Genomic DNA, 20411 nt, shown 5'->3' with positions numbered 1-20411 from the left:
CGAAGATCAGCGTCCGTCCACAGGCGGGGTATAGGTCGGTACCGGTGCGACGACCGGCGCGGCAGCGGCGGTCGCGGCCTTGTTGGCGCGGCGCAGCTTTGCATACAGCGGGATCACCAGCGTGGCCAACACCAGTGCCGCGCCGATCACCACGCCGGCGAACAGCGAGACGATGATGGCGATGCCGGAGGTGGTGGTGATGCCGGCGAAACCGAAATTGATGACGATCTGCTGCGAATTCAGCGATCCGATGACCAGACCGGCCAGCAGGAACACCAGCAATATCAGCAGACGGGCAATTCTCATGAAGCTCTCCAGCGTCGGGAGACACTAGATTAGCCGAACAGGCCTGGGTTCCGGAAAGGTCTCCGGACTCGACGGCGCGGGTTCGGGGCCTGTCAGGGCGTGTCGGACTCGACCGGAACGACGCCGCTGACGCGTTCGCGCAATTCCTTGCCTGGCTTGAAATGCGGCACGTGCTTGCCGGGAAGTGCGACGGATTCGCCGGTCTTGGGATTGCGTCCCAGGCGCGGCGGCCGGTAATGCAGGGAAAAACTGCCGAAACCGCGGATCTCGATGCGGTCGCCGCCGGACAGCGCGCCGCCCATCATCTCCAACAGCGATTTCACCGCCAGATCGACGTCGTCCGCCTTCAGATGCGCCTGCTTGCGCGCCAGGATTTCGATCAGTTCGGACTTGGTCATTCGGATTCGTGCGGTGGGGTCGCAACCCGGCACGGCCCGGATCGACCGGGCCGTGCCAGAAACGCTGCGTGTGGCGGATTACTCGGACTTGTTGCCGTTCAACTGCGCACGCAGCAGCGCGCCCAGCTGGGTGGTGCCGCCCGACGCGGACTGGTATTCCTCCAGCACTTCGCGCATTTCGGCATCGTCCTTGGCCTTGATCGACAGCTGCAGGGTGCGGCCCTTGCGGTCCATGCCCACGAACTTGGCTTCGATCTTGTCGCCGACCTTCAGGTGCTGGGTCGCATCGTCGACGCGCTCGTTGGCGATGTCGCGCGCGGCGACGTAGCCCTCGATGCCGTCGGCCAGGTCGATGGTGGCGCCCTTGGCGTCCACTTCACGCACCACGCCCTCGACCTTCGAACCCTTCGGATTGGCCGCCATGTACTGGCCGAACGGATCCTGCTCCAGCTGCTTGACGCCCAGGCTGATGCGCTCGCGCTCCGGGTCCACCGCCAGCACCACCGCTTCCAGCGTGTCGCCCTTCTTGAAGTTGCGCACGATGTCTTCGCCGGTGGTGTTCCAGCTGATGTCCGACAGGTGCACCAGGCCGTCGATGCCGCCGTCCAGGCCGATGAAGATGCCGAAATCGGTGATCGACTTGATCTGGCCGGACACCTTGTCGTTCTTCTTGTGGGTGGCAGCGAAGGTTTCCCACGGATTGGCGGCGACCTGCTTCATGCCCAGCGAGATGCGGCGACGCTCCTCGTCCACGTCCAGGACCATGACCTCGACCTCGTCGCCGACCTGCACGACCTTGGACGGGTTGACGTTCTTGTTGGTCCAATCCATTTCCGACACGTGCACCAGGCCTTCCACGCCCGGCTCGATCTCGACGAACGCGCCGTAATCGGTGACGTTGGAGACCTTGCCGTACACGCGGCTGTTGGCCGGGTAACGACGCGCGATGTTGTCCCACGGATCCTCGCCCAGCTGCTTCAGACCCAGCGAAACGCGGTTGCGCTCGCGGTCGAACTTCAGCACGCGCACGTCCAGCTCGTCGCCGACGTTGACGACTTCGGACGGATGGCGCACGCGCTTCCAGGCCATGTCGGTGATGTGCAGCAGGCCGTCGATGCCGCCCAGGTCCACGAACGCGCCGTAGTCGGTCAGGTTCTTGACCACGCCCTTCAGGATCGCGCCTTCCTGCAGCTTGTCCATCAGCTGCTCGCGCTCTTCCGAGTGCTCGCTCTCGACCACCGCACGACGCGAGACCACCACGTTGTTGCGCTTGCGGTCCAGCTTGATGAGCTTGAACTCCAGCTCCTTGCCTTCCAGGTAGGCCGGGTCGCGCACGGGGCGCACATCGACCAGCGAACCGGGCAGGAACGCGCGGACATCCTTGATGTCCACGGTGAAACCACCCTTGACCTTGCCGCTGATGCGGCCGGTGATGGTCTCGTTCTTTTCCAACGCTTCTTCCAGCTCGTCCCACACCATCGCGCGCTTGGCCTTCTCGCGCGACAACACGGTTTCGCCGAAGCCGTTCTCGAGCGAGTCGAGGGCGACCTTGACCAGGTCGCCTTCGGCGACGTCGATCTCGCCAGCGTCGTTACGGAACTGTTCGATCGGCACGATGCCTTCGGACTTCAGGCCGGCGTTGATCACCACCACGTCGCCGCGGACTTCCACGACGACACCGGTGACGATGGAGCCCGGCTTCAGCTTGGCCAGATTGGTTTGACTGGCTTCGAACAGTTCGGCAAAAGATTCGGTCATTTGAAATTACTCTCGTGGACACACGGACAGTGCGTTTCTTCTGGAAACGGCGAACTGCCCACCTGGTTAGTCGGCCCAAACCGCAGCCGGGTGTGAAATGGGAAAAACCGCAGCGCGACATTGCGCGGCGGCGCGTGGAACAACGGTATTGCGACATTACGGGTGAAGCGCACTGCGGGTGCATCGCCTGGATGGCACCGAAGCGGCGCCCTGCTGCTGCCCTGCTCCCGGCGCGCCGCCTCAGGCGGGCAGCAATTCCAGGACCCGGCCAACCACTTGGTCGATGGCCATGCCGGTGGTGTCGAGGAGGACGGCATCGTCTGCCGGCCTCAGCGGCGCCACCGAACGTTGGGCATCGCGTGCGTCGCGGGCCATGATCTCGCGCAGCAGGTCGTCGAATATAACGGAAACTCCTTTTTCCTTCAACTGGTTATGCCGGCGCATGGCGCGCTCCTCGGCACTGGCGGTCAGGAACACCTTGTACGGGGCGTCCGGGAAAATCACCGTGCCCATGTCGCGGCCGTCGGCGACCAGCCCCGGCGGGCGCCGGAACGCGCGCTGGCGCTGCTTCAGCGCCGAGCGCACCTCCGGGATCGCGGCGATCGCCGAGGCCACCGCGCCGGTGGTCTCCAGCCGCAACTCGTCGGTGGCGTCGACCCGGTTGATCCTGACCCGCAGGCCGCCGCCGGCCACGTCCTCGAAGGTGACGTGGGTGTCGAAGGTGCAGCGCACCAGCGCCGCGGCGTCGGAAATGTCCAGGTTCGCCCAGCTGGCGGCCACGCCGACCGCCCGGTACAGCGCCCCCGAATCCAGGTAATGCCAGCCCAGCTTGCCGGCGACGATGCGGCTGACGGTGCCTTTGCCGGCCCCGGAAGGGCCATCGATGGTCAGGACGGGAGCGGGGTCGTTCATGCGGTTCCTCGGACGGGGGGCGGCGCATTGTAGCCCCGGCGCCGGCCTGGCTGGCGCAAGCAGTTGATACCATGAAGAAAACCAGGCTATAATCGCCGGCTTACTGATCCAGCGACGTGGTTTCGCCGCGCCGCATCCTTCTCTAATCCACAAGTTTACGCCGAGGTGTGCCATGAAAGTCCTGTCCTCCCTGAAGTCGGCGAAGACCCGTCACCGCGACTGCAAGGTGGTCCGCCGCCGCGGCAAGGTTTTCGTGATCTGCAAGTCGAACCCGCGTTTCAAGGCTCGCCAGCGCTGATCCGACGACGGCCCGCCCTGCGGCACCGCGCGCGCGCGGTTGCGGGTCATCGACGAAAGCCGCCTTCGGGCGGTTTTTTGTTGCCGAAATTTGCTGTAATCGCCGTTCGTTCTCTGGGGAGCACACCGTGATGAAGCACCGTCTGTCCGCACTGCCGCTGCTGGTCGTCCTGGGCCTGGCCGGGGGCGCCCACGCCGAGACCCTGCTGGTGGACCGGGTCAAACAGGAACCCGTCGCGGCGATGCCGGCGCGCGGACTGAGCATGGGCGAGGTCGAGTCGCGCTATGGCGCCCCGCAGCAGAAGCTGGAACCGCGCGGCGGACAGAAGCGGCAGTGGCCGACCATCAACCGTTGGGTGTATCCGGCCTTCACCGTGTACTTCGAGAAGCACAAGGTGGTCGACGTGGTCGCCAACAAGGCCGATGCCGACGAGGTCGGGCCCAAGCCTGCGCTTCGGTGATGCGAGTTGTATGCGAGTCCCTCGCAAGAGTTTTTATGCGAGTCCCTCGCAAGAGCCCGCACATCCATGTGCGGGGATTTAAATGAAAAGCCTGGCTTCGGCTCGGGCATGACGTGAGTATTCGCCGGAATGACTGATCGCCTTCGCCTTCCCGCGGAATGGGAGCCCCAGTCCGCCATCCTGATCGCCTGGCCGCACGCCGGCACCGACTGGGCCGAGCGCCTGGCCGAGGTCGAGGAGACCTACATCGCCCTGGTCGCGGCGATCGTGCGCTACCAGCGCGTGCTGATCTGCGTCGCCGATGCCGACCTGCAGATCTACGCCGAGGCGCGGCTGCGCTCGGCGCGGGTGGACATGCAGCGCGTGCGGTTCGTCGAGGCCGACTACGACGACACCTGGCTGCGCGATTCCGGCCCGATCACCCTGGCCCGCGCCGACGGCGGCTTCCAGCTGCTGGACTTTCGCTTCACCGGCTGGGGCGGCAAGTTCCAGGCCAGCCGCGACGACCAGCTGGTGAGCGCACTGGCGGCGCAGCGGCTGTTTGCGCACAGCGATGTGCGCAGCATCGATTTCGCGCTGGAAGGCGGCGCGATCGACAGCGACGGCGCCGGCACCCTGCTGACCACCTGGCAGTGCCTGCACGAACGCCATCCGCAGCGCTCGCGCGAATCGCTGAGCCAGGACCTGGCCGACTGGCTGGCACAGCAGCGGGTGCTGTGGCTGGACCACGGCTACCTGGAAGGCGACGACACCGACGCGCATATCGATACCCTCGCCCGCTTCGCCAGCACCGACGCGATCGTCTACCAGGCCTGCGACGACGCCGGCGATTCGCACTACGCCGAGCTGCAGGCGATGGGCGCCGAACTGGCGGCGCTGCGCACCGCCGACGGCCGCCCGTACCGCCTGTTCCCGCTGCCGTGGGCGCAGCCGGTGCTCGACCACGGCCGGCGCCTGGCCGCGTCCTACGCCAACTTCCTGATCGTCAACGGTGCGGTGCTGATGCCGGCCTATGGCGATGCCGCCGATGTACAGGCGCAGGCGGTGATGGCGCAGGCGTTCCCGCAGCATGAGATCGTGCCGATTCCGTGCCGCGCGCTGATCTGGCAGAACGGCAGCCTGCACTGCATCACCATGCAGCTGCCCGAGGGCGTGCTGGCGGCCTGAGCCGCGTTCGCTGGCCGAAGGCGTGCGGCTTTACAGAGTCGCATCGCCCTGCAGGACCGCCATGCCACGCCACCGGATGATTCCGCTCCGGTGGCGGGCGATGGCGGCAGAACGCCAGGCTTCCGCCCCTTCTGCAGCACTCGGGTAACGGACCGAATTCGGCGCCGCACGACGCTGGCGGCTCCAGCGTTGAGCCCCGCGAACGCGGCCACTCGACCCAGGCCGCATTCATCTGCCGGGAACCTGCCGCGCCGCCATCCGCGTTACCATGCGCGCTTTCGCCGACCATCCTTCCGCAATGAGCCGAAACACTCTTTCCGTCGCGCTGATCCAGGAGCGCAACCATGGCGATGCCGCGGCGAATCTGGCGGTCATCGAATCGCGCGTGGCCGAGGCCGCGGCGCAGGGCGCACAGCTGGTGCTGCTGCAGGAACTGCACAACGGCGCCTACTTCTGCCAGCACGAGTCGGTGGACGAATTCGATCTGGCCGAGCCGATTCCCGGCCCCAGCACCGAGCGCCTCGGCGCGCTGGCCAGGCGCCACGGCGTGGTGCTGGTCGCCTCGCTGTTCGAGCGCCGCGCCGCCGGCCTGTACCACAACACCGCGGTGGTGTTCGAGAAGGACGGCAGCCTGCTCGGCAAGTACCGCAAGATGCATATTCCGGACGATCCTGGCTTCTACGAGAAGTTCTACTTCACCCCGGGCGATCTCGGCTTCACCCCGATCCAGACCTCGGTCGGCCGTCTCGGCGTGCTGGTGTGCTGGGACCAGTGGTATCCGGAAGCGGCGCGGCTGATGGCGCTGGCCGGCGCCGAACTGCTGCTGTATCCGACCGCGATCGGCTGGGACCCCAGCGACACGCAGGCCGAGCAGGAACGCCAGCGCGACGCCTGGATCCTCAGCCATCGCGGCCATGCCGTGGCCAACGGCGTGCCGGTGCTCAGCTGCAACCGGGTCGGCCACGAAGCCTCGCCGCTGGCCGCCGATGGCGTGGTGGGCGCGGCCGGCATCCAGTTCTGGGGCAACAGCCACGTGCTCGGCCCGCAGGGCGAGTTCATCGCCGAAGCCGGCGCCGAACCGACCGTGCTGGTCTGCGACGTGGACCTGCAGCGCAGCGAGCACGTGCGGCGGATCTGGCCGTTCCTGCGCGACCGCCGCATCGACGCCTATGGCGATCTGCTGAAGCGCTATATCGACTGACGCGCTGCACCTGCGGCAGAGGCAAGGACCGCTGCACCCCGGCGCCGATCAGGCGCCCTCCGATGAGTGATGGAATGAACGAACTTTCCCAGGCCGGCGACGACGCCCTGTTCGCCGGCCAGCCGTACCGCATCGTCGAGCGCGATGGCGTGCGCTACACCCTGCTCGGCACCGCGCATGTGTCGCTGGCCAGCGTCGCCGCCGTGGAACGGGCGATCGACAGCGGCCGTTTCGATGCGGTCGCGGTGGAACTGGACCCGCAACGGCTGCAGGCGCTGACCGACCCGGACGCGCTGACCAAGCTGGACCTGGTGCAGGTGATCCGCAAGGGCCGGGTGGCGCTGTTCGCGGCGAACCTGGCACTGGCCGCCTACCAGCGGCGCCTGGCCGAGCAGTTGGGCATCGAACCGGGCGCCGAACTCAAGCGCGCGGTGCTGCTGGCGCGCGAGCGGCAGTTGCCGGTGTACCTGATCGACCGCGAGGTCGGGCTGACCTTCAAGCGCGCTTCCGGCCGGCTCGGCTTCTTCGGCAAGCTCAAGCTCGGCAGCGGCCTGCTCGGCGGCCTGTTCGCCTCCGACGAGGTCGGCGAGGCGGAGATCGAGAAGCTCAAGCAGGGCGACATGCTCGAAGCCAGCTTCGGCGACTTCGCCAGCGAAAGCCCGGCGCTGTACGACACCATCATCGCCGAGCGCGACCGCTACATGGCCACGCGCCTGCGCGAGGAACACGCGCAGCGGGCCGCGCCCAGCCAGACCCCGGTCGCGCCCCCGGACCCTCTCCACAGCGCACGCGCCGAGGACGTCCGCGACGTGCTGGCCGTGGTCGGTGCCGGCCATCTGGCCGGCCTGGCCAGGCACCTGCAGGACGACCAGGACGATCCGGCCACGCTGCGCAAGGCGCTGGAAGACGTGCCGACCAAGAAAAAGGTTCCGTGGATCACCCTGACCCTGACCGCGCTGGTGCTGGGCGGCGTGGCCTGGGGCTACTGGCGTGGCGGCTTCGCGCTGGGCACCGACCTGCTGCTGCAGTGGGTGCTGTTCACCGGCGGCCTGGCCGGGCTGGGCTGCCTGCTGGCCGGCGGGCATCCGCTGAGCATCGTCGCCGGCGCCATCGCCGCGCCGCTGAAGCCGTTCCGGCCCGGCGTGCCGGCCGGTGCGTTCAGCGCGCTGGTCGAGGTGCACATGCGCAAGCCGGCGTACGGCGACTTCCTGGCGCTGCGCGACGACGCGCAGAACCTGCGCGGCTGGTACCGCAACCGCGTCTCGCGGGTGGTGCTGACCTTCCTGCTGACCAACCTCGGCAGCATGCTCGGGGTGTGGCTGGCGGGATTCCGCATCTTCGGCAAGCTGGCCGGTTGAGCTAGCGCGCCGCGGCGGCAGGGCCATGCGCCCTGCCCCATCGCGTGACCACCATGTCGTTAAACACTGTGGGAAGGGCTTCAGCCCCGACGCCTTATCGGTAAGGCGTCGGGGCTGAAGCCCCTCCCACAGGTTTTTCCGCGCGATGCGGCAGGCGACGAGTGCGCCTGCCATTCCGTCGCCTTCGTCAGGACAGCTGCGGCGCCGGCACGCCGCGGCCGCCGCGGGCACGGCGCACCAGGTGCGCCACGCCGCCGCTGAGGTCGTCGAGGATGGCGTAGATGGTCGGCAGGAACAGCAGGCTGACCACGGTGGAGAACGCCAGGCCGCCGGCGATCGCGCGCGCCATCGGGTAGTAGGCCGGGCCGTCGCCGAACATCTGCGTGGTGGTCAGCGAGATCGGCACCATCGCCAGGATCGCGGTGCCCATGGTCATCATGATCGGCCGCAAGCGCTCGCGCGACCCTTCCACCAGCGCCTCGGTGCGGCCCATTCCGCGCCGGCGCAGGTTGTTGATGTGCTCGATCATCACGATGCCGTTGTTCACCACCACCCCCATCAGCACCAGGATGCCGATGAAGGCCATGATCCCGAAGTTGGTGCCGGTGATCCAGAACAGCCAGAACACGCCGAAGATCGAGAACAGCACGCCGCTCATGATCGCCGCCGGGAACAGCAGCGATTCGAACACCGCGGCCATCACCACGTAGATCATCAGCAGCGCGATCAGCAGGTTGAACAGCATCTGCTGGCCGGCCTTGTCCTCGTCCTGGCCATCGGCCCCGTCGAAGCTGTAGTGGTAGCCGGCCGGGAAGCCGACGCCCTTGAGCGTGTCCTCCATCGCCTGCTTGGCCTCGGCCGGGGTGACCTTGACCCCGAGGTTGGCGGTGATGGTCAGCGTGGTCTGGCGGTTGGTGCGCCCGATCTGGGTCGCCGCCGGCCGCGTCTGCACGTCGACCAGGCTCAGCAGCGGCACGCTGCGCCCGTCCTTGGTGCGCACATTGAAGCTGTCCAGGTCCTCGGGCGTGGTCTCCTCGGCGCCGGCGAAGCGGACCCACACCGGCACCTCGGTGTCGCCGCGGCGGAACTCGCGCAGCGAGGCGCCGCGCAGCGCCAGGCCGACGAAGCTGGCGACCTGCTCGGCATTGAAGCCGAACGCCGAGGCGCGGTCGCGATCCACCCGCACCGCCAGCTCGGTGGTGCGGTCGCCGGTGTCCACGCGCACGTCGCGCAATTCCTTGCGCCGCGCCAGCAGCGGCAGCACGTCGTCGGCGATCGCGCGCAGCGCCTGGGTGGAATCGCCGACCAGTTGCACCTGCACGCTCTGCGCGCCGCTGCCCTGCCCATTGCCGTTGCCATTGCTGCCGACGCTGTAGTCGGCCAGCGCCGAGCGCGGCAGCTCCTTGCGGATCTGCTCGATCAGCGCCTGTAGATCGTGAACCTTTTTAAGGTCCACGGTCAGCGTGGTGCTGCTGCCTTCCACTTCGCTGAACCACGAATACACCTGGGTGACGTGGTAGCGCTGGCGGCGCGCGTCGATGAAGCGTTCGAGCTTGGCGACCTCGGTGGACAGCTGCTCGCGCGTGTAGGAGCCCTTCCACTGGTAGCCGATGAAGATCTGCTCGCCGCCGTCGCCGCCGAACATGTCCTTCTTGGTCTGCAGCATCGGCAGCACGCTGAGCGCGGTGATCAGCGCGATCGCAGCCACGCTCCAGCCGCGATGGGCCAGCGACCAGCGCAGCACGCGCGCGTAGCGGCGCTGCAGGCGCGGGATCAGGCCGCGCTCGGAGCGCACCAGCGCCGGGGTGCGCATGCGCGCGGACAGCATCGGGATCAGGCTCACCGCCACCAGCCACGAGGCCAGCAGCGACACCGAGATGGTGATCGCGATCTGCGCCATGAAGATGCTGATGTTGTTGGTCTCGCCGAACAGGTTCGGCACGAACACGATGCAGTGGCACAGGGTGCCGGCCGACAGCGCGATGGCCACGTTGCGGGTGCCGACGATCGAGGCCAGCTGCGGCTGGTCCGGCATGCGCTCGCGTTCCTGGTAGATGCTCTCCACCACCACCACCGCGTTGTCCACCAGCATGCCCACCGCCAGCAGCAGGCCCATCATGGTCAGGATGTTGAGGGTGACCCCGGCGAAATACATGAAGCCCAGGGTGATGGTGAAGCAGATCGGGATCGCCAGGGTCACCATCAGCGTCGAGGGCCAGTGGCGCAGGAAGAAGAACAGCACCGTCACCGACAGCAGCAGGCCGACCCCGCCGGCCTCGGCCAGTTCGCTCAGCGACGAGGTCACCGCCTTGCCCTGGTTGTCGATGACCTTGACCTGCACGTCGCTGAGCGCCGGCTGGGTGCGGATCTGCTCCACATCGGCCAGCACCGCGCGCGACACCTCGACCAGGTTGGCGCTGCGTTCCTTGTACACGTCCAGGCCCACCGCTGGGCGCCCGTCCAGGCGCCGGCCGTAGTTCATCCGGGTCGGCTTCAGCCGGATCTCGGCGATGTCGCCCAGGCGCAGGCCCTTGTTGTCGATGACCAGGTCGCGCAGTTCCTGCAGGTCGCGCAGCTCGCCGACCGGCTGCACCCGCAGGCGCTGCCCATGGTCGTCGATCTGCCCGGCCGACAGCGAGAAATTGAGCTTGCCCAGGCGCTCGCTGAGATCGTTGAGGCTGAGGTTGTGCGCGCTGAGCCGGTCCGGCGCGATCGCGATCTCCACTTCGTTCGGCGGCGCGCCGGACACCTCCACCTTGGCCACGCCGGGAATGCGTTCCAGGCGCCGCTTGAACTCGCGGTCGAGCATGTCGTAGGCGCCGGTCAGGTCGGCCGCGCCGGCCAGGCGCACCTTCAGCACCGGCTCGTCGCTGCTGGACCACTTGAACACGTGGTAGCGCTGCAGGTCGCTGGGCAGGTCGGCGCGGATCGCATCGATGCGTTCGCGTGCGTCGGACGCGGCGATGGCGATGTCGCGGTCCCAATCGGAGAACTCGATGAAGATGTTGGCGCCGTCGGCGGTGGCGGTCGAGCGCATGCGCTTGATCCCGGTCATCGTCGCCAGCGCTTCCTCGGTCGGCCGCACCAGGTTGCGCTCGACCTCGTCGGGGGTCGAGCCGGTGTACGGCAATTGCACGAACAGGAACGGCGCGGAGATGTCCGGCAGCGCCTCCAGCGGCAGCCGGAACGCGGCGATCAGCCCGACCACCACCAGCGACACGAAGCACATGATGGTGGTGATCGGACGGCGGATGCTGAACTCGGCGACGCTCATGCCGGTTCACCCGCGCCGTCGCCTGCGCCGTGGCCAAGCCCTTCCAGGCGGCGCCGCGCGCGCTGCCCGCGCTCGGCGTAATAGCCGTCGGCGCGACGATCCAGGCGGTCGTAGACCACCGGGATCACCACCAGCGTCAGCAGCGTGGATACCAGCAGGCCGCCGATCACGGTGATCGCCATCGGCGCGCGCACTTCGGCGCCCTCGCCCGACGCCACCGCCAGCGGCAGGAAGCCGAACAGCGTGCACAGCGTGGTCATGATGATCGGCCGCAAACGCGAGCGTGCGCCCTCGATCAGCGCCTCGCGCTTGGCCACGCCCTCTTCGCGCAGCTGGTTGACCTTGTCGATCAGGATGATCGCGTTCTTGGTCACCAGCCCGACCAGCAGGATCAGGCCGATGAACACCACCACCGATACCGGCTTGCCGGTCAGCAGCAGCGCCAGCACCGCGCCGACCATCGCCAGCGGGATGGTGAACAGGATCACGAACGGGTGCAGCAGCGATTCGAACTGCGAGGCCATCACCAGGTAGACCAGGAAGATCGCCAGGCCGAACGCGAACAGCAGCGACTTGGCCGACTGCGCCAGTTCCTCGCCCTGCCCGCCGATGTGCATGCCGACGCCGGCGCCGAGCGGCGCGCGCGCGACCATGTCCTGCACCTCGCGCACCGCGCCGCCCAGGTCGATGTCGCGCAGGTTGGCCGACACGATCGCCACGCGGATCTGGTCGGCGCGGTGGATCTCGCTGGGACCGGTGGTGGCGACCACGTCGGCGACCGCGTCCAGCGTCACCGGCTTGCTGCTGCCGGGATTGACGATCAGCCGGCGGATGCTGTCGACGCTGGCGCGGTCGCTCTGCTGCGCGCGCACCAGCACGTCGATCTTGCGGTCGCGGAAGCTGTAGCGGGTGGCGACGTCGCCGCGCACCTTCTTCACCACCACGTCGGCGATCTGCCGCGTGGTCAGGCCCAGCGCACCGGCACGTTCCTGGTCGAAGCGGATCTGGATTTCCGGGAAGCCCTCTTCCACCGTCGATTTCACGTCGGCGTAGTGGCCATTGCCGCGCAACATCGCGGTCAGCTTCTGCCCGGCGTGCTGGATCGTCTCCAGGTCCTGCCCGCGCAGCTCGATTTCCAGCGGCGTGGAGAAACTGAACAACTCCGGGCGGCTGAAACCGACCTGCACGCCCGGATGCCTGCGCATCGTCGCGCGCATGCGGTCGCTCTGCTGCGCCTCGAACTGCGCGCTGCCGCCGCCGGCCATGGCGATGGTCAGCTTGCCGATGTTCTCGCCGCTTTCGGTGGGGCTGGCGTCGAGCCGGGTGCCGCTGCCGCTGACCCCGTACAGCGCCTGCACGCCGGCGTCCCTGCCGTGGGTTTCCTGCAGCTCGCGCACCAGTGCATCGGTCTGCCGCAGCGGCGTGCCGGCCGGCAGCTTCACCGTCATCTCGAAGCGGTCCTGCGCCAATTGCGGGATCAGGTCGGCGCCGAGCATCGGCACCACCGCCAGCGTCGTCGCGAACGCCAGCGCGGCCAGGCCCAGCACCTGCCACGGCCGCGCCAACGCGCCCGGCAGCAACCGTAGATAGCCGCGTTCGGCGCGCGCATACGGCGCCATCGCCAAGTCGCTGGCCTTGCGCATCACCGGCGCGATCACCGCCACGCCGCCGCGCCACAGCCGCACCACCAACCATGCTGCGCCGAAGAAACCGCCGCGCACCGCTGCGGCGGCACCGCGCCGGCCCCACGCCACCGGCTTCAGCCAGCCGCGCTGCGGCTGCCAGTGCGCCTGCTCGGGTTCGGGCGGGAACGCCAGCGGCGGGCGTCCCTTCAGCGAACTGAGCATCGGGATCAGGGTCATCGACACCGCCAGCGAGATCGCAATGGCGATCGCCACGGTCAGGGCCTGGTCGCGGAACAACTGCCCGGCCACGCCCTCGACGAACACCAGCGGCAGGAACACCGCGATCGTGGTCAGGGTCGAGGCCACCACCGCCATGCTCACCTCGCGGGTACCGGCGATCGCCGCATCGAGGATGCTCAGGCCGCGCTCGCGCGCCTTGGCGATGCTCTCCAGCACCACGATCGAATCGTCCACCACCAGCCCGGTGGCCAGCGCCAGTCCGCCCAGAGACATCACGTTCAAGCTCAGCCCGAGCTGGCCCATGAAGAAGAACGTGGCCACGATCGACACCGGCAGCGACAGACTGATCACGAACGTGCTCCAGCCGTCGCGCAGGAACAGGAAGATGATCAGGATCGCCAGCAGGCCGCCGATCACCGCGTCCTTCTTGACGTCGCCGATGGCGTGCTCGATGAAGCGCGACTGGTCTTCCAGCGTGGTCAGTTCCACGTCCGGCGGGATCTGCGTCTTGAGCTGCTCCAGGCGCTTGCGCAGCGCCGCCGCGGTGGACACGGTGTTGGCGTCGCCTTCCTTGTAGATCGCCAGTTCCACCGCTTCCTTGCCGCCCAGGCGGATGATCGCCTCGCGCTCCTTGTAGCCCTGGCGCACCTGCGCCACGTCCTTCAGCCGCACCGGCATGCCGTTGGCGATGGTGGTGGTGGTGCTGGACGAGGCGCTCTGCGCCGCCGAGGCCGCGGCCAGCGCCGCTTCCGAGCCGGTCGAGGCGGCGATCGCGTACATCTGCTGCATCGCCGCATCGGCGGCGCTGCTGCCCGCGCCCTGGGTGGTCAGCAGCAGGTTGCGGATCTCGTCCAGGTCGGCGAACTGGTTGACCGTGCGCACCAGGTAGCGCTGCGAGCCCTGTTCCAGGCGCCCGCCGGAGATGTTGATGTTCTCTTCCTTGAGCCGGGTGATGACGTTGTCGATCGGCAGGCTCAGCTGCGCCAGCCGCTGCTGGTCGATATCGACCTGGATCTCGTCCTCCAGCCCGCCGCCGACCTTGACCGCGGCCACGCCGGCCACCGGCTCCAGCTTCTTCTTCAGGTCTTCGTCGGCATAGCGGCGCAACTGGGTCAGCGCGCGCACCGCATCGGCGTCGCTGGCCGGCGTCGCCTTGCTCGCCAGCACCAGGCGCATGATCGGCTCGGTGGACGGATTGAAGCGCAGCAGCACCGGCGCCTTGGCTTCCAGCGGCAGCTCCAGCGCCTCCATCTTGTCGCGCACCTCCAGGCTGGCCTGGTCCATGTTGGTGCCCCAGGCGAACTCCAGTACCACGTCGCTCTGCCCGGTGCGCGACACCGACTTGAGCTTGCGCAGGTTCTTGACCACGCCGACCGCTTCCTCGACCGGCTCGGTCACCAGCGTCTCGATCTCCGACGGCGCCGCGCCGGTGTACTCGGTGCGCACGGTCAGGGTCGGATAGCTCAGGTCGGGCAGCAGGTTGACCTTGAGGCTGTTCAGCGCGATCACGCCGAACAGCAGCAGCGTCACCGTGGCCATCGCGATGGTGACGCGGCGGCGCGTGGCGAATTCGACCAGCCCGCCACCATGCACGCCCGGTGGCGAGTGTTCGTGCGGATCGCTGCCGTGATCGGAACCGGCGCTGCTCATCAGCGCGCTCCGACCGCGGCGCCGCCGCCGACCGCGGCGACCTCGCGCTGCGGCGCGATCACCTGCACCCGGCTGCCGTCGCGCAAGGCGACCTTGCCGGCAGTGACCACCTGGTCGCCGGGCTGCAGGCCGTCGCGGATCTCCACCCACGGGCCTTCGGCGTAACCCAGCTTGACCGGCACCCGCGTCACCTTGCCGGCATCGACCCGGAACACCGCCGGCTCGCCGTCGTCGAGCAGCGCCAGGCGCGGCACCACCAGCGCGTCGGCGCGCTGGTCGTAGTCGATGCGGATGCGCCCGAACATGCCCGGCTGCAGGGCTTCGGCACCTTCCTCGAAGGCGCACACCACGCGGAACGTGCCGCTGCCCGAATCCACCACCGGCGCGATGCGATCGACCTTGCCGAGGTACTGCTTGCCCGGCAGCGCATCGGCCAGCAGCGTCACCGGCTGCCCTGCCTTGAGCGTGGCCAGCTCGCGCTCGGGCACGTTGAGCGTGGCTTCCAGGCGCGAGTCGTCGACGATGCGGAAGATCGGCGTGTTGATCTGCACGAAGTTGCCGGTCTTGATCGAGCGCGAGGCGATGACGCCGGAGATCGGCGCGACCACCGTCGCGTAGGACAGTTCCAGCGACGCCAGCTGGTGCTGCGCGCGCACGTTGGCCAGGTCGTACTTGATCTGGTCGACATCGGCGGCGCTGACCAGTTGCTGGCCGACCAATTGCTCCGAGCGCCGGTAGTTGTTCTCCAGCTTGCGCAGCTGCGCCTCGCTCTGTGCCACCGCCAGCCGCGCGCGGTCCGGGTCCAGCCGTACCAGCGGTTGCCCTGCGCGGACCTGCTGGCCTTCCTCGGCCAGCACCGCCAGCGCCACCCCGGAGGTCTTGGCCACCACCTGCGATTCGGCGCGCGCCTCCAGCGCCGCGGTGCCGCTGTAGCTGGCCGCCACCGCGCGCCGGCTGGCCTTGGCCACCTCGACCGGGACCGCCTCGGGCGCCTTCTCGGCCTCCTTGGCCTTGGCCTGCGCATCGCCGGCCGCCGGCTTGCAGCCGCCGAGCAGCAAGGTGGAAGTGATCAACAGCGCGGCGGCGCAGCTGGCGGTGCGTCGGCGCGTGGAATATCGCGTCATCGTCGTGTCCTTGGTGGATGGCGTGAATGGTGTTGTAGGTAAGTAGATCACCTGATGACGCCCAGGTGAATGAGCCAAAGGTCATGGTGCCCGTTCCGGCGCGGCACGGAGGTTGCGGAGGCCTGTTTCGGAGCCACGAAAGGCCAGGCTATACTCGGGGCGTTCCGTGTTCCCCCACGCCGGAACTCCCAGTCCCGTCCTCCGGACCACGAAACCATGCGCACGCAGCCGCTAGCCGCTTGTTTTGCTCTGGCCGTACTCGTTTCTCTCGGGGTCACCCCGGCGGCTGCGCAGACCGCGCCGGCCCCCGCCGCCCCCGCCGCCGCCCCGGCAGCGTCCGCTCCTGTCGCCGGCAATGCCGACAACGGCAGGCTGTTGACCTATACCTGCCAGGGCTGCCACGGCGTCACCGGCTACAAGAATGCCTACCCGAGCTATCGCGTCCCCAAGATCGGCGGGCAGTCGGCGCAATACCTGACCCAGGCGCTGACCGAATACCGGCTCGGCAAGCGCAAGCACCCGACCATGCAGGCCCAGGCGGAGAGCTTCTCCGACCAGGACATCGCCGACATCGCCGCTTACCTGACCACCCTCAAGTAGCCATCCCATGCCGAAAGCCGCGCACGCCTTGCGTCCCGCCATCGTCCTGCTTGCTGCCCTGTGGTTGGGGGCATGTTCGCAATCGCAGGTGGAATCCACCAGCCAGTCCGCCGGCGACCCCGGCCACGCCAGCGGCGAACATGGGTCCGGCTCGTCCGCCGGCCTGCCGGGCGGGCGCGCCGCCGCTGGCGAGAAGCTGGCCCACGCCAAGGGCAAGGCCACCGGGCAGAGCTGCATCGACTGCCACGGCGCCGACGGCAACGCGCCGATCGACCCGAGCTATCCCAAGCTCGGCGGCCAGTACGGCGACTATGTGGCGCACGCGTTGCAGGCGTACCGCGCCGGCGATCGCCAGCATCCGCTGATGACCCCGCAGGCGACGCCGCTCAGCGACCAGGACATCGCCGACCTGGCGGCGTATTTCGGATCGCGCGCCACCCAACTGCGCGACCTGCACGGCCTGAAGTGACCGCGGTTGCCGGCGTCTGGCCGGCCGCCGATCGGCATGCATCGATAGCCCACGGCGGAAGGCGGCGCATGGCTTTGTGGCTGGCGCCGTCGTTGCCACGGCGCTGCCGCGGCCTTGCGGGATTCCTGCTGACGCATGCATTCCCGCGTCGACAAGCGTCAGCCACGACAAGCGCCAGCGGCGTTGCGATGATGATTGCACGCTGGCGAAACGCGCATGGCGGAGGGCGAGTGCTGCAGCGGAACGCTGTCGCATGCGATCGCGATCGCGCATCGGCTCTCGACTGAGCCACCGCGCCGATGCCGCTGCACAGATGCGCTGCCGGCGCCTACTTCACGCTGCCGTTGTCTTCCTGCAGGCCCGGCTTGAACGGCACCTTCGGCGGCGGTCGCGCGCCGGCGGGCTGGTCGTTGAGGTTCGCATCGGTGATGCCGCAGCCGCCGCCCACCTGCAGGATCGAGATCACGCAGGAAATGCTGCTGGTGGTGCCGGGAATCGGGATGTTGACGGCCTTGATGCCGCGCCGCACCCACTCCTCCAGCAGCGTCGCGTTCGGCAACCAGTACTTGTCGAACGAGGTCGGCGTGTAGTCGTACGGCGGACGCTTGAGCCACTGCCCGGCATTGGCGATCTGGTCGCGCGACCAGCTGTCGGTCTCGGTGCCGGGCGCGCCGCGCGGCGGCGCCTTGCCCTGCCCTGCGCCGCCGGGGACGCGCACGCTGCCATCGCCATTGAACAAGCCATCGCGCTGGCTGGCGCCGGCACCGGCGTCGCCGGTGCGGTTGCGCGCCGATGCGCCCCAGTCGTCGCCACGTCGCGGTGTCGCCCAGCCGCCGTCGTGCGCGACCGCCGCCGGACCGCTGCCCGGCGCGGACGCCTGGCTGCCGGGCGGCGCGGCGCCGCTGCCGGTCGGAGCCTGGGTTTCGGCCTTGCCCTGCGCCGCGGTGCTGGCCTGGGCCGCCGTCTGCGCCGAAGCCGCGCTGGCCGCCGGCGTGCTCGCCTCGGGCTGCACAGCAGTTGCTGCCTGCGTCGGCGCCGGCGCGGTGGCAATGGCGGGTGTCGGCAGTTCGATCTGTCGCACCTGCGGCGCCTCCGGCGTACGCAGCGTCGGTGAGGGGTCGCGCGAGCGGATCTGCGGCATCGGCACCTGCACCTGCGGCAACGGCTCGGGCACTTCGCGCTCGCGCACTTGCAGCTGCGGCTCCGGCGCGCTCGGCACCGGCACGTCGCGCGGACGGATCTGCGCCACGGTGGGAATCTCGGTGACCACTGCGACCTCACGCTCCGGCACCTGCACGCTCGGCGGCGCGATCTGGCGCAGGGTCAGCGTCGGTTCGCGCACGCTGGGCGGCGGCAGCACGAAATCGCTGCTCGGCTGCGCGGTCTCGGTGACCTGCAGCGGCTGATCCGGCGGCGGAGGCGGCGGGCTGGTCACGGCCTGCGCGGTGCTTGCCGCCGGCGTGGCGGAGGCGGCAGGCGCCGCCGCTGCGGTCTTGGGCTGCGTGGCGGCAGTCGTCGCGGCGGCCCGCCGCGCACTGGCCGTTACGGCTTGCTGCGCGGCGGCAGCGGCAGCGTCTTGCGCGGCGGCACCGCCACCGGTCTCGGCAGGCGTGCCGCGGCCGACGAATTCCACCTGCACGCGCCCGGCCTCGCTCGCATCCGGGCGCGGCGGCAACAGGCGCACGAAGGCGACCCACAGCAGGAACAGCGCGAACAGCAGATGCAAGGCCAGGCTGACCAACGCGGCGATCCGCCGCCACCAGCGCTGGTCGTACGGGGCCGGATCCCAGTCCTGCCACCACAGGCGGCGGAACGCCTGCCATGGGCTCAGTGCCGGCAGCCGCACGGTCGGCGCCGGCACCGGTTGCGGCAGCGCCGCGATCAACTCGGAGGAGACGAACGCACGCGGCTTGAGCGGCTGCGAGGCGATCCAGTGCGCCCAGCCGTACGGCAGGCCGGTGCGGCGATCGCGCAGCAGCTTGCGCGGCGAGCGCGCCAACAGCGCGGCGAGGATGTCGGCGGCGCGCGTCACCGGCGTCGGCGTAGCCGGGGAATCAGGCCGCGGAGTCGCGCGGGATGTACGGGGCGCTGCCACTGTCGTGGTCGGTGGCGTCGCGCACGGCGGTGATGCCCGGCACGCGTCCCATCAGCGTCTTTTCGATGCCCTGCTTCAGGGTCACGTCGGCCATGCCGCAGCCGTGGCAGCCGCCGCCGAAGCGCAGCAGCACCACGCCCTCGGCCGACACTTCCTGCACCGCCACGCGGCCGCCGTGCTGGGCCAGCTGCGGATTGACCTCGTTCTCGACCACCCAGCGTACCCGCTCGACCAGCGACGCGGCCTCGCCCGGCGCCTCGCCCTTGATCTTCGGCGCCTTGATCGTCAATTGCTGGCCGGTGCCCTGGGTGACGTAGTCGATCTCGGCGCCGTCCAGCCAGCCGACGCTGTCGGCGGCCACATACAAAGTGAAGCCGGCGCAGTCGATCGCCCATTCGTCGCCGGCCAGGTCCGCCGGCTCGGCGAACTCCAGCCGCGCGTCGGCGCGGGCGGTGCCGGGGTCGACCGCGCTCAGGCGCACGCCCATGCCGGGCACGGCCTCGCGTTCGAGCAGTTTGCGGAAATGGGTCTGCGCGTTGTCGGAGATCTGGATCATGCGGTTATTCTAGCGCTTCCACGTCATCCGCTCACCGCGGATCCGACCCTTGGGTGGCGCGTTCAGCCATCCCGCCGCGGAGACCCGAACAATGAACGACCTGATCCCGCTCGCACAGGCCCGTTGCGCGCCCTGCAAGGGCAGCGAATACAGGCTCACCCAGGCGCGCCTGGCCGAATTGCTGCCGCAGGTGCCCGGCTGGGAGCTGGTCGAACACGGCATGGCGATCAGCCGCACGTTCCGCTTCCCCGACTACTACCGCACCCTGGCATTCGTGAATGCGCTGGCCTGGATCGCGCACCGCGAAGACCATCACCCCGACCTGGGCGTGCACTACGACCGCGTGGTGGTGCGCTATTCCACCCACGACGTCGGCGGCCTCAGCGAAAACGACTTCATCTGCGCCGCCAAAGCCTCGGCCCTACCGGAATGACTCCCATGCCTGCCGCATCCCGCCGTTCCATCCTCGCCGCCGCCTGCCTGCCGCTCGCCGCCGTCCTGCTGCTCGGCGGCTGCGGCAAGTCCGGGCAATCGCAGACCCAGCGCGTGGCGGTCGCGCCGACCGAGGTCGCCGCGGTGCAGACCCCGCCGCCGGACTATCCGATCGAACTGGCCTGCGCCGGGCTCGGCGGCAAGGCGGTGCTGAGCGTGGTGGTCGGCGTGCAGGGCAAGCCCAGCGACGTGCAGGTGGTCGGCAGCAGCGGCCAGCCAAAGCTCGACGCTTCGGCGCAGCAGCGCGTGCGCGAGTGGATCTTCAAGCCGGCCACACGCGACGGCAAGCCGGTGGCACGGACGATCCAGGTGCCGGTGACCTTCAATCCGCCGCAACCGCGGCCGGACCGCTGCTTCGCGCTCGACGCGCAGACCCACCGCGCCAGCTGAACGCGGCCCGTAGGCCGCTTGCGCGCGCAGCGCCGACC

The 20411-nt window shown here is 69.0% G+C and carries 18 protein-coding genes; 9 read left to right on the top strand and 9 right to left on the bottom strand.

Going from position 1 to position 20411, the window contains the following annotated elements; all coding sequences use genetic code 11:
- Positions 1–6: 6 nt before the first annotated feature.
- The 4 genes from NRY95_10580 to cmk all read right to left on the bottom strand — a co-directional run bounded on the left by NRY95_10580 (position 7) and on the right by cmk (position 3374).
- Entirely contained in the window at positions 7–306 is a 300-nt protein-coding gene (locus NRY95_10580; protein ID UYC18362.1) for a LapA family protein, read from the bottom strand.
- Between the two features lie 92 nt (positions 307–398).
- The gene (locus NRY95_10575; protein UYC18361.1) at positions 399–704 is read right to left on the bottom strand and encodes an integration host factor subunit beta; all 306 of its coding nucleotides are present in this window, start codon (positions 702–704) and stop codon (positions 399–401) included.
- A gap of 78 nt (positions 705–782) precedes the next feature.
- A complete protein-coding gene (rpsA, locus tag NRY95_10570) occupies positions 783–2462 on the bottom strand; it encodes a 30S ribosomal protein S1 (protein UYC18360.1) in 1680 nt (559 codons plus the stop codon).
- Positions 2463–2702: 240 nt separating this feature from the next.
- Positions 2703–3374: a (d)CMP kinase gene (gene cmk, locus NRY95_10565; protein UYC18359.1), complete on the bottom strand. Its 672-nt coding sequence runs from the start codon at positions 3372–3374 to the stop codon at positions 2703–2705.
- A 172-nt stretch (positions 3375–3546) separates the two neighbouring features.
- On the opposite strand from cmk, the gene ykgO reads away from it, so the two are divergent.
- From ykgO to NRY95_10540, 5 genes are all read left to right on the top strand, one after another.
- The gene (ykgO, locus tag NRY95_10560; protein ID UYC18358.1) at positions 3547–3672 is read left to right on the top strand and encodes a type B 50S ribosomal protein L36; all 126 of its coding nucleotides are present in this window, start codon (positions 3547–3549) and stop codon (positions 3670–3672) included.
- Between the two features lie 130 nt (positions 3673–3802).
- On the top strand, positions 3803–4132 hold the full coding sequence (locus NRY95_10555; protein ID UYC18357.1) for a hypothetical protein: 330 nt from the start codon (positions 3803–3805) through the stop codon (positions 4130–4132).
- 129 nt (positions 4133–4261) lie between these two features.
- On the top strand, positions 4262–5299 hold the full coding sequence (locus NRY95_10550) for an agmatine deiminase family protein (protein UYC18356.1): 1038 nt from the start codon (positions 4262–4264) through the stop codon (positions 5297–5299).
- A 298-nt stretch (positions 5300–5597) separates the two neighbouring features.
- Positions 5598–6500, top strand: a complete 903-nt coding sequence (locus NRY95_10545; protein UYC18355.1) for a carbon-nitrogen hydrolase — start codon at positions 5598–5600, stop codon at positions 6498–6500.
- 74 nt (positions 6501–6574) lie between these two features.
- On the top strand, positions 6575–7858 hold the full coding sequence (locus NRY95_10540; GenBank protein UYC18354.1) for a TraB/GumN family protein: 1284 nt from the start codon (positions 6575–6577) through the stop codon (positions 7856–7858).
- 187 nt (positions 7859–8045) lie between these two features.
- Here the strand turns inward: NRY95_10540 and NRY95_10535 are convergent, their stop codons facing one another.
- Genes NRY95_10535 through NRY95_10525 form a run of 3 tightly spaced genes read right to left on the bottom strand, consistent with a single transcriptional unit; the run spans position 8046 to position 15771 of the window.
- Entirely contained in the window at positions 8046–11132 is a 3087-nt protein-coding gene (locus NRY95_10535) for an efflux RND transporter permease subunit (protein ID UYC18353.1), read from the bottom strand.
- The gene (locus tag NRY95_10530) at positions 11129–14647 is read right to left on the bottom strand and encodes an efflux RND transporter permease subunit (GenBank protein ID UYC18352.1); all 3519 of its coding nucleotides are present in this window, start codon (positions 14645–14647) and stop codon (positions 11129–11131) included. Before NRY95_10530 ends, NRY95_10535 begins: the two co-directional genes overlap by 4 nt.
- Positions 14647–15771, bottom strand: coding sequence for an efflux RND transporter periplasmic adaptor subunit (locus NRY95_10525; protein ID UYC18351.1), 1125 nt, complete (start codon positions 15769–15771; stop codon positions 14647–14649). Before NRY95_10525 ends, NRY95_10530 begins: the two co-directional genes overlap by 1 nt.
- A gap of 216 nt (positions 15772–15987) precedes the next feature.
- Here NRY95_10525 and NRY95_10520 point away from each other — a divergent pair, with 216 nt between their 5' ends.
- Both NRY95_10520 and NRY95_10515 read left to right on the top strand, forming a co-directional pair.
- Positions 15988–16371 (top strand): cytochrome c, encoded by a 384-nt coding sequence (locus tag NRY95_10520; GenBank protein ID UYC18350.1) that lies wholly within the window; start codon positions 15988–15990, stop codon positions 16369–16371.
- Between the two features lie 7 nt (positions 16372–16378).
- Positions 16379–16840, top strand: coding sequence for a cytochrome c (locus NRY95_10515; protein ID UYC18349.1), 462 nt, complete (start codon positions 16379–16381; stop codon positions 16838–16840).
- 328 nt (positions 16841–17168) lie between these two features.
- Here the strand turns inward: NRY95_10515 and NRY95_10510 are convergent, their stop codons facing one another.
- Positions 17169–18872: a hypothetical protein gene (locus tag NRY95_10510; GenBank protein UYC18348.1), complete on the bottom strand. Its 1704-nt coding sequence runs from the start codon at positions 18870–18872 to the stop codon at positions 17169–17171.
- 22 nt (positions 18873–18894) lie between these two features.
- On the bottom strand, positions 18895–19491 hold the full coding sequence (locus tag NRY95_10505; GenBank protein UYC18347.1) for an NfuA family Fe-S biogenesis protein: 597 nt from the start codon (positions 19489–19491) through the stop codon (positions 18895–18897).
- A gap of 91 nt (positions 19492–19582) precedes the next feature.
- Here NRY95_10505 and NRY95_10500 point away from each other — a divergent pair, with 91 nt between their 5' ends.
- Together NRY95_10500 and NRY95_10495 are read left to right on the top strand one after the other, a co-directional pair.
- Positions 19583–19924, top strand: coding sequence for a 4a-hydroxytetrahydrobiopterin dehydratase (locus NRY95_10500; GenBank protein ID UYC18346.1), 342 nt, complete (start codon positions 19583–19585; stop codon positions 19922–19924).
- A gap of 5 nt (positions 19925–19929) precedes the next feature.
- Positions 19930–20373 (top strand): energy transducer TonB, encoded by a 444-nt coding sequence (locus NRY95_10495; GenBank protein UYC18345.1) that lies wholly within the window; start codon positions 19930–19932, stop codon positions 20371–20373.
- Positions 20374–20411: the final 38 nt, after the last annotated feature.

This window comes from Xanthomonas campestris pv. phormiicola (genome assembly GCA_025666215.1).
GTDB classification, from domain to species: Bacteria; Pseudomonadota; Gammaproteobacteria; order Xanthomonadales; family Xanthomonadaceae; genus Xanthomonas_A; species Xanthomonas_A campestris_A.
This window is presented reverse-complemented; position numbering and strand designations above follow the sequence as displayed.

What these genes read in the sequence shown, in the direction of transcription:
- ykgO (UYC18358.1), top strand. Translation starts at nt 3,547, where the DNA reads ATGAAAGTCCTGTCCTCCCTGAAGTCGGCGAAGACCCGTCACCGCGAC.
- cmk (UYC18359.1), bottom strand. Translation starts at nt 3,374, where the DNA reads ATGAACGACCCCGCTCCCGTCCTGACCATCGATGGCCCTTCCGGGGCC.
- NRY95_10530 (UYC18352.1), bottom strand. Translation starts at nt 14,647, where the DNA reads ATGAGCAGCGCCGGTTCCGATCACGGCAGCGATCCGCACGAACACTCG.
- NRY95_10580 (UYC18362.1), bottom strand. Translation starts at nt 306, where the DNA reads ATGAGAATTGCCCGTCTGCTGATATTGCTGGTGTTCCTGCTGGCCGGT.
- NRY95_10515 (UYC18349.1), top strand. Translation starts at nt 16,379, where the DNA reads ATGCCGAAAGCCGCGCACGCCTTGCGTCCCGCCATCGTCCTGCTTGCT.
- NRY95_10575 (UYC18361.1), bottom strand. Translation starts at nt 704, where the DNA reads ATGACCAAGTCCGAACTGATCGAAATCCTGGCGCGCAAGCAGGCGCAT.
- NRY95_10525 (UYC18351.1), bottom strand. Translation starts at nt 15,771, where the DNA reads ATGACGCGATATTCCACGCGCCGACGCACCGCCAGCTGCGCCGCCGCG.
- NRY95_10535 (UYC18353.1), bottom strand. Translation starts at nt 11,132, where the DNA reads ATGAGCGTCGCCGAGTTCAGCATCCGCCGTCCGATCACCACCATCATG.
- NRY95_10500 (UYC18346.1), top strand. Translation starts at nt 19,583, where the DNA reads ATGAACGACCTGATCCCGCTCGCACAGGCCCGTTGCGCGCCCTGCAAG.
- NRY95_10545 (UYC18355.1), top strand. Translation starts at nt 5,598, where the DNA reads ATGAGCCGAAACACTCTTTCCGTCGCGCTGATCCAGGAGCGCAACCAT.
- NRY95_10505 (UYC18347.1), bottom strand. Translation starts at nt 19,491, where the DNA reads ATGATCCAGATCTCCGACAACGCGCAGACCCATTTCCGCAAACTGCTC.
- NRY95_10520 (UYC18350.1), top strand. Translation starts at nt 15,988, where the DNA reads ATGCGCACGCAGCCGCTAGCCGCTTGTTTTGCTCTGGCCGTACTCGTT.
- rpsA (UYC18360.1), bottom strand. Translation starts at nt 2,462, where the DNA reads ATGACCGAATCTTTTGCCGAACTGTTCGAAGCCAGTCAAACCAATCTG.
- NRY95_10550 (UYC18356.1), top strand. Translation starts at nt 4,262, where the DNA reads ATGACTGATCGCCTTCGCCTTCCCGCGGAATGGGAGCCCCAGTCCGCC.
- NRY95_10495 (UYC18345.1), top strand. Translation starts at nt 19,930, where the DNA reads ATGCCTGCCGCATCCCGCCGTTCCATCCTCGCCGCCGCCTGCCTGCCG.
- NRY95_10555 (UYC18357.1), top strand. Translation starts at nt 3,803, where the DNA reads ATGAAGCACCGTCTGTCCGCACTGCCGCTGCTGGTCGTCCTGGGCCTG.
- NRY95_10540 (UYC18354.1), top strand. Translation starts at nt 6,575, where the DNA reads ATGAACGAACTTTCCCAGGCCGGCGACGACGCCCTGTTCGCCGGCCAG.